The following is a 3272-nucleotide window of genomic DNA, read 5'->3' as shown; positions in this document are numbered from 1 at the left end:
CGCATCTTCCCCGCCGACTATGTCGCTGTCATCAGAGCCGGCGAGAGCGGCGGGCGGCTGGCGCAGGTGCTGACCGAGCTCGCCGAGCTCCTGGAGCGGCGGGCGGAGATCCGTGCGCGCATCCAGTCGGCCCTGATCTATCCCGCGATGCTGATCGTGCTGAGCCTCGCAACGCTCGCGATCATCGTTGGCGGCGTGATCCCGTCGATGGCCCCGATCTTCACGCAGAGCGGCAAGCCGCTGCCATTGACCATCCAGCTGATGCTGGCCTTGAAGGCGCATTGGCTCGAGATCGTGATCGGCGGCGTTGCCGCCATCGTGGCTGGGGGGACGGTCGTCGCATTCGTGCTGGCCGATCCCGGCCGCCGCCGGCGTCTCGACCGGCTCGCGCTGCGGCTGCCGCTGCTCGGCGGCTTCCTTCTGCAGCAGGACACCGCGCGCTTCGCCCGCACGCTCGGTACGATGCTGATGGCCGGCGTGCCGTTGATCGCGGCGACGAAATCGGCGAGCGACGTCGTCGACAACCGTCATCTCCGCGCCGGCATGGAACAGGCGATCGAGCGGATCCAGCAGGGCACAGCGCTGCACCGCGCGCTGCGCAACGAGGTCGCCTTGCCGGCCGTGGCACTGCAGATGATCGCGGTCGGCGAGGAGGCGGGCAAGCTCGACCGCATGCTGTTGCGCGTGGCGCAGATGCTGGAGAAGCAGCTGCAGACCAGCGTCGATCGCTTCATGGCGGCGTTGACGCCGGCGATGACGGTCGGCATCGCATTGATCATCGGCGCGCTGATCATGCCGGTGATGAACGCCGTCCTCAGTATCAATGATCTGGCGGGGCGATGAGCGCGCGGGCGGAACTGGGACGGGACGAGGCGAGCGCCGGCTTCACGCTGGTCGAGATGCTTGCCGTGCTCGTCATCCTGGCGCTGACGGTATCCGCCGCCGTCCCTTTGCTATCACGCGGCGCCGGCACGGTGAGCCTCGATGCGGCGACAGGCGAGATTGCGTCGGCGCTGCGCGCCACGCGCTCGGCTGCGATCGTACAGAACCGCGTGATGACCTTGACCATCGACGTCGACCGCCGGACCTTCAGCTCGGACGTCGTCCGGCCGCGCACCTTTGCGCCGGACATCCAGGCGAAGCTGACCTATGCCGACGCGACGCGCGTGGGCGCCGCTGTGGGCGGCTTCCGGTTCTTTCCGGACGGCTCGTCGACCGGCGGCGATCTGAGCCTGGAGTTGAACGGGCATCATATCAGGCTCTGTGTCGAATGGCTGACAGGGACGGTGCGGACCGCCGCGACGTGTTGAGGGGAGGGGACGATCATGCTGGGATGGATGGAATGTCGTGATGTCGTGAAGCTGCGCGTGGCCGCGTGGCGCTGGCAATCCCGGCTTCGTTTACGCAGAGGCCGCGATGGCGAGGCCGGCTTCACCTTGGTCGAGATGCTGGTCGTCATCACCATCATCGGCCTGATCATGGGTCTCGTCGGCCCGCGCGTGCTGAGCTATCTCTCCGACTCCAAGCTCAAGACGGCGCGGATCCAGATCCGCAGCCTGTCCTCGGCGCTCGACCTCTATCACCTTGACAACGGCCGCTACCCGACCGCAGCCGAAGGGCTCGGTGCGCTGGTGCAGAAGCCGGCCACTGCTGCCACCTGGAACGGACCCTATCTCAGCGGCACCCTGGTCCCGAACGATCCGTGGGGACGGCCCTATGTCTACAGATTCCCGGGGCAGCACGGCACCTACGACATCGTCTCGCTCGGGCCTGAGGGACGTGAGGACGAGACCTCGGCCACGGCCAATGTGACGAGCTGGCAGCCGTGACTCCCGCCACGGCAGAGATGAAGCACGCGGACGGCGGCGACGCCGGCTTCACGCTGGTGGAGGTCCTCGTTGCGCTGGCCATGCTGTCGGTCGGCCTCGCTTTGGTGATGAGCCTGTTCTCGACCGGGCTGTCGCGAACGGGCATGGCCGAACGCGTGGCTGGTGCCGTTGCGCTGGCGCAGTCGCTCATGGCCCAGGTCGGCAATTCGATTCCGCTGCGCACCGAGACGCGCGATGGCGCCGAGGCGAACGGCTATCGGTGGCGCCTTGCGATGCAGCCCTATCGGCCGGCGCCAGGCGGCGTTGCACGCCCGGTCGAGCTGTATCAGGTCTCGGTCGAGGTCGGCTGGCAGGAAGGGCAGGACCCTCGCTCCTATGCGCTCTCTACGCTTCGCCTCGGGCCCAGAGTCTCCAAGTCGCAGTGAGCCAGACCGATGACGTCGCCGAAAGCAAGCGGGATGGATGATCGCGACGCAGGCTTCACCCTGGTCGAGGTTCTCGTTGCACTGGCGCTGTTCAGCCTGCTCGCCGTTCTGCTGTTCGACAATCTCAAATTCGGCGTGCAGGCCTGGCGCAGCGGCAGCGCCCGCGCGGAGTCGTTCCAGCGCGAGCTCGCGGCGCAGGACGTATTGCGGCGACTGATCGGCAATCTCTATCCGATGATGCTGGGCGAAGGCGCGGCGCAGCGGCGCATCGATATCGACGGCCAGGCCGAGAGCCTCGAGTTCCTCAGCGACGCGCCGGCCGTGTCCGGTGGGGCCGGCCGCTTCCGCTTCAAGCTGTTCGCCGACCGCAGGCGTGACGGGGTCGATCTCGTTCTGCAGTCCCGGCCCGAACTGGCGGTGAAGCTGGACACCGAGCGGACGCTGCTGGTGTCCGACATCGATCGGATCGAACTCAGTTATGCGGCCAGAGGAACGGGCGACGCCAACGCGGCCTGGAGCACGAGCTGGCAGGATCAGAGCGAGGCGCCGGGTCTGGTGCGGCTGCGTGTCTTCATGCGTCCGGGCGATGCGCGACACTGGCCGGAGCTCGTGATTGCGCCGCGGGTACAGGCCGATGTGGCGTGTGTCTATGACGCTCTCACGATGCGTTGTCGCGGGCGATAGGGGGCGACATGCCGGTGCTGTCGGTTCTCTGGGGGCTCGCACTGCTGACGGCGATCGCACTGTCGCTGTCATGGTCGAGCAGCGTGTCCTATGGCCCTACCCGTAACGGCGTCGATCAGGCCGCTCTTGGTGCGCTCGTCGAGGCCGGCGTCAATGCAGCCATCGACGGTCTGCTTGATGCCCGGGCGGACCGCCGCTGGCGCGCCGACGGCCGTCTCTACACGCTCGATTTCAACGGCACGCGGATCGGCATCAGGATTCAGGACGAGCTCGGACGGGTCGACCTCAACCAGACCGATGAGGCCATGCTGAACAGCCTGCTGCTATCAGCAGG

5 protein-coding genes and 1 pseudogene are annotated in these 3272 nt (G+C 67.3%); all 6 read left to right on the top strand.

Annotated elements, in window-relative coordinates:
• On the top strand, positions 1 to 843 hold an 843-nt coding region (locus QX108_RS33415), incomplete at its 5' end, for a type II secretion system F family protein (RefSeq protein WP_315787732.1).
• Positions 840 to 1310, top strand: a complete 471-nt coding sequence (locus tag QX108_RS33410) for a GspH/FimT family pseudopilin (protein WP_315787730.1) — start codon at positions 840 to 842, stop codon at positions 1308 to 1310. The genes QX108_RS33415 and QX108_RS33410, both read left to right, overlap by 4 nt.
• 15 nt (positions 1311 to 1325) lie before the next feature.
• Entirely contained in the window at positions 1326 to 1829 is a 504-nt protein-coding gene (gene gspG, locus QX108_RS33405) for a type II secretion system major pseudopilin GspG (RefSeq protein ID WP_315787728.1), read from the top strand.
• Positions 1826 to 2254 carry a type II secretion system protein gene (locus QX108_RS33400; RefSeq protein WP_315787726.1) on the top strand — a complete coding sequence of 143 codons (429 nt, stop codon included), beginning with the start codon at positions 1826 to 1828 and terminating at the stop codon, positions 2252 to 2254. Before gspG ends, QX108_RS33400 begins: the two co-directional genes overlap by 4 nt.
• A gap of 9 nt (positions 2255 to 2263) precedes the next feature.
• A complete protein-coding gene (locus QX108_RS33395; protein WP_315787724.1) occupies positions 2264 to 2938 on the top strand; it encodes a prepilin-type N-terminal cleavage/methylation domain-containing protein in 675 nt (224 codons plus the stop codon).
• An 8-nt stretch (positions 2939 to 2946) separates the two neighbouring features.
• A pseudogene (locus tag QX108_RS33390) lies at positions 2947 to 3272 on the top strand (type II secretion system protein GspK); the annotation flags it as partial.

The organism is Bradyrhizobium sp. SZCCHNR1002, from assembly GCF_032381435.1.
Lineage (GTDB): Bacteria > Pseudomonadota > Alphaproteobacteria > Rhizobiales > Xanthobacteraceae > Bradyrhizobium > Bradyrhizobium aeschynomenes.
Note: the sequence above shows the minus strand (reverse complement) of the source record. Positions and strands in the feature narration are given on the sequence as shown.